Source organism: Falsiphaeobacter marinintestinus, assembly GCF_007923355.1.
Lineage (GTDB): Bacteria > Pseudomonadota > Alphaproteobacteria > Rhodobacterales > Rhodobacteraceae > Phaeobacter_A > Phaeobacter_A marinintestinus.
On sequence record NZ_VOGO01000033.1, the window covers coordinates 1 to 3,827 of the forward strand.

General features: G+C 57.3%; 4 protein-coding genes and 1 pseudogene. 4 read left to right on the forward strand and 1 reads right to left on the reverse strand.

Translation table 11 applies throughout. From position 1 onward, the window contains the following. The 3 genes from FOY56_RS23180 to FOY56_RS23195 all read left to right on the forward strand — a co-directional run. Positions 1-297, forward strand: a 297-nt coding sequence (locus FOY56_RS23180) for an integrase core domain-containing protein (protein WP_146348519.1), incomplete at its 5' end; no start/stop codon positions are given. Between the two features lie 309 nt (positions 298-606). After that, positions 607-939: a hypothetical protein gene (locus FOY56_RS23190; RefSeq protein WP_146348521.1), complete on the forward strand. Its 333-nt coding sequence runs from the start codon at positions 607-609 to the stop codon at positions 937-939. Then, positions 936-1,799, forward strand: coding sequence for a DUF3987 domain-containing protein (locus tag FOY56_RS23195; protein WP_146348522.1), 864 nt, complete (start codon positions 936-938; stop codon positions 1,797-1,799). The genes FOY56_RS23190 and FOY56_RS23195 overlap by 4 nt, the downstream gene beginning before the upstream one ends. Positions 1,800-1,830: 31 nt before the next feature. Here the strand turns inward: FOY56_RS23195 and FOY56_RS23200 are convergent. Further along, positions 1,831-2,124, reverse strand: a pseudogene (locus tag FOY56_RS23200) (integrase core domain-containing protein); the annotation flags it as partial. A gap of 137 nt (positions 2,125-2,261) precedes the next feature. Here FOY56_RS23200 and FOY56_RS23205 point away from each other — a divergent pair. Further along, positions 2,262-3,518, forward strand: coding sequence for an IS110 family RNA-guided transposase (locus tag FOY56_RS23205; protein WP_146348523.1), 1,257 nt, complete (start codon positions 2,262-2,264; stop codon positions 3,516-3,518). Positions 3,519-3,827 lie beyond the last annotated feature (309 nt).

Below are 3,827 nucleotides of genomic sequence, written 5' to 3' on the forward strand. Positions count from 1 at the left end.
TACGGCCCCGAATTCATAGCCGAGGCCGTCAGAGGGTGGATCACAGCAGTTGGGGCCAAGACCGCATTCATCGAGCCTGGGTCGCCCTGGGAGAACGGATACTGCGAGAGCTTCAACGGGCGGATGCGAGACGAGCTGTTAAACGGTGAAATCTTCTACTCGCTTCGTGAAGCCCAAATCATCATCGAAAGCTGGAGGAAACATTACAATACCAAACGACCCCATAGTGCATTGGGCTACCGCCCACCTGCGCCAGAGGCCATCATCCCGATGGATCAACGGCCAATCATGCACTAACTTTTAAAATGGACCACTCAAGTGGGGCTGCTCATCTGCGCAACCCCGATCCGCTTGGCCCTCTTTTGACGGCCAAGCAAGGAACGGATCTGCTTTCGATCAGCTTTCCCACTTTCTGGCGCAGGGTGGCTGATAGTACGATACCACGCCCTGTGAAGCTGGGCTCCCTATCACGCTGGCCGCAATCAGATTTTGTGGAAGTCATCGAACTAGCGAAGGCTCAACGCAACGATCCTTAGTGCTCAGGAAATTACAGTAACGTTTAGTGGCGCATTGCACCGTCACTACCTATTTCAGCCGATCACGGATTTGGACGACAAAGCAAGCCGGCTCTTCGTCGCTGGTCTTCTGCGCCACCACCTTGAGATCGAGGAGTTGATGCTTCTTACAGCGACTTTCCTGGCGGCGCTGGAACCGGTTGAAGCTGGAGAAGTCGCTCAAATCTATGACGAGACGATAGCCGGCCGGCGAGCCGGACCTCCGATCGCACCGTTTTTTTCACACATGGATGAAGCCACCTTCTGGGCAATGCATGCGGATGTGATCGAGCTTCGGGCTTACGCAGTCGCAATCATCAAATTCATGAAGCCGGATGCGAGGGCGAACTTCCTAGCATTCGTCAAAGCGGAGTATGATCAATGAGCGGACCGACGCCATTCAAGACGCTACACACGCAAGCCGCTGAGATCGCGTCTCAAGAAGGGTTTACCGACAAGCGACCAGTGTCACACGAAGGCCCGCTACCGCTTGTCCGCGATATTCCAGATCCCGATCCGTACCCGGTGGAGGCTTTGGGTCCTTTGCGCGCAGCAGCGGAGGCTGCCCAGGATCTCACGCAGGCTCCGATCGAGATCGCCGCACAGTCGGTTTTAGCTTCCGCCAGCCTTGGTACCCAAGTGATTGCTGATGTTCAAACGTTAGGTGGTACGGCCCCGGTTTCCTTATATGCGCTTACGATTGCCCGGTCGGGTGAACGCAAAAGCTCGGTGGACAAGATCCTAACGAAAAGCATCCGGGATTGGGAACGCACCCAATGGGCGCGATATGAGGACGAGGTCGAGAAGTGGAAGAACGATCATGCGATCTGGAAAGCCGATCATGAGCTGGCAATGAAGGTGTTCAAAACAGGGAAAGGGGATCGCACCGCGGCAACGGCCGATCTCGACGCATTGGGGCCGGAGCCCAAGCCGCCTGTGGAACCAGCCGTTATTGTCAGCGATCCGACAGTTGAGGGGATCCAAAAGCTGTTAGCCAAAGGAAAAATGTCGCTAGGCATGTTCTCGGACGAAGGCGGGCAGTTCCTCGGTGGGTTCGGCATGAGCAAGGACAATCGCCTCAAGACGATTTCGACCCTCTCTTCGTTGTGGGATGGCACCCCTATCACCAGGACCCGAGCCGGCGACGGAACCAAGACGCTGTTCGGAAGGCGGATCACGATGCATTTGATGGTACAGCCGAAGGTCGCGCAGGGGTTGCTTGGCGACGGGCTGTCCAACGACTGAGCAGCCCCACTTGAGTGGTCCATTTTAAAAGTTAGTGCATGATTGGCCGTTGATCCATCGGGATGATGGCCTCTGGCGCAGGTGGGCGGTAGCCCAATGCACTATGGGGTCGTTTGGTATTGTAATGTTTCCTCCAGCTTTCGATGATGATTTGGGCTTCACGAAGCGAGTAGAAGATTTCACCGTTTAACAGCTCGTCTCGCATCCGCCCGTTGAAGCTCTCGCAGTATCCGTTCTCCCAGGGCGACCCAGGCTCGATGAATGCGGTCTTGGCCCCAACTGCTGTGATCCACCCTCTGACGGCCTCGGCTATGAATTCGGGGCCGTAGCACGTCGGGAAGAAGGGCTGCTGAGAGGTTATGGCCACGCGCGCAGCCCCCAAATCGCGTAGCGGGTGGCCATAACCGGGTCTCAGGTCTCAACAGTGGTTTTGCGTAAACCACACCGCTGAGGAGACCGGCTATGACCGCTACCCATTCTATTGCTTCGACCGTGCTGGTCGCCATCGACATTTCCAAGCACCGGCACGAGGTGCTGATTAGCATTCCCGGCAAGAAGCGCCGTCGCCGATTGACGATCACAAACACGCTGGAGGACTTTCAGCGCCTGGCCACTTCTCTTGCCAGCTACGAACTGCCGGTACGGATCGGGTTCGAGGCGACCGGTAATTATCACCGCCCTCTGGCAAACCATCTTGGCCAAGCCGGGTTCGACCTGAAGCTCATCTCTTCTGTCGGATTGGCTCGGACGCGCGAGGCCTTACATAACAGCTGGGACAAGAACGATCCAAAGGACGCCCAGGTCATCCTGCACATGCTGGAGATCGGAGCGGTGCAATTCTTCCACGACCCACTGGTCACCGGCACCGCCGACATTCAGGAGCTCTCCAAGACCCACGAGATCGTCTCGCGTTCGAAGACCGAGCTGTGGCACCGGATCCTGACACATTACCTACCGCTATACTTTCCCGAGGCGGAGCGTTTCCATCGCAGTTCGCGGACCGATTGGTTCCTGGCGTTTCTGGAGAAGTACCCGACGCCGCACATGATCTCGACCATGAGCAGGGAGGCTTTCATCGCCGATGCGTGGCAGGTAGTCGGTCGGAAGGTCTCCAAAGAACGCCTACTTTCAGATATTTACGCCACGGCCGTTAGCTCGGTCGGCCTGCCGGTTTATCCAGATTCCGATGCCGTTAGTATGTTCCGTCTGGTACTGGCCGAAGGGCGCAGCCTCGTCCGCCAACGCAATGAGATCGAGGCTCGGGCTGTCGAATTGTTATCTGATCACCCCGACTACCAGCTTCTGACGACCATCCCAGGCATCGGTCCGATCAACGCGATGACGATCCTGGCCGAGGCAGGCGACTTGCGTCGATTCCGGCACCACCGCCAGTTTCTGAAGTTCTGCGGGATGGACCTCGCCACCGTGCAGTCCGGCATGTTCCGCGGTCAGAGTAAAATCTCGAAGTACGGTAATGCCCGGCTGCGTCGCACGCTCTGGATGGCAGGACAGACGGCCGTGCTGAAGCGGACCAACAGTTTCCGCGACAAGTTCGAGCGATACATCTCGAAGGATCGACACAATGCCCATCTGCGTCGCAAGGCCTACACCGCGATCGCGGCCAAGATGGCGCGCACCGTACACGCCGTAGTCAAACATGGCGAACCCTATCGCCCCTTCTTTGAGGGGGTGAGCCCAGGCGGAAGGACCTCTCTCTGACAAGAGCCGTGGAGGCAGTTCGCTGACCTCGTAGATAATGTTCGGGCTTTCTGCTTGGGATTTCGGATCTCGTCTTAAGGACGGTGAAGGCCGCCAGCGCGCGTACCTTGTGTTTGCTATGGGAGAGACCACTTCTTGACGGCAGAGCCCGTCTGGGCAAATCTAACAGGGGATCCGGTTCGCCGGATGCCCCATGACCTGCTGACCTAAGCAGCCAGAATTTCCCGACATAGGCCGTTGTCAGACCTGATGTAAGCAGGCACGCCCCGAAGAATGAACAGGTCGGTCAGAGCATCAATGACCTCGGTC

Excerpts from the sequence above, each read along its gene's own strand:
- FOY56_RS23195 (WP_146348522.1), top strand. The coding sequence starts at position 936 with ATGAGCGGACCGACGCCATTCAAGACGCTACACACGCAAGCCGCTGAG.
- FOY56_RS23205 (WP_146348523.1), top strand. The coding sequence starts at position 2,262 with ATGACCGCTACCCATTCTATTGCTTCGACCGTGCTGGTCGCCATCGAC.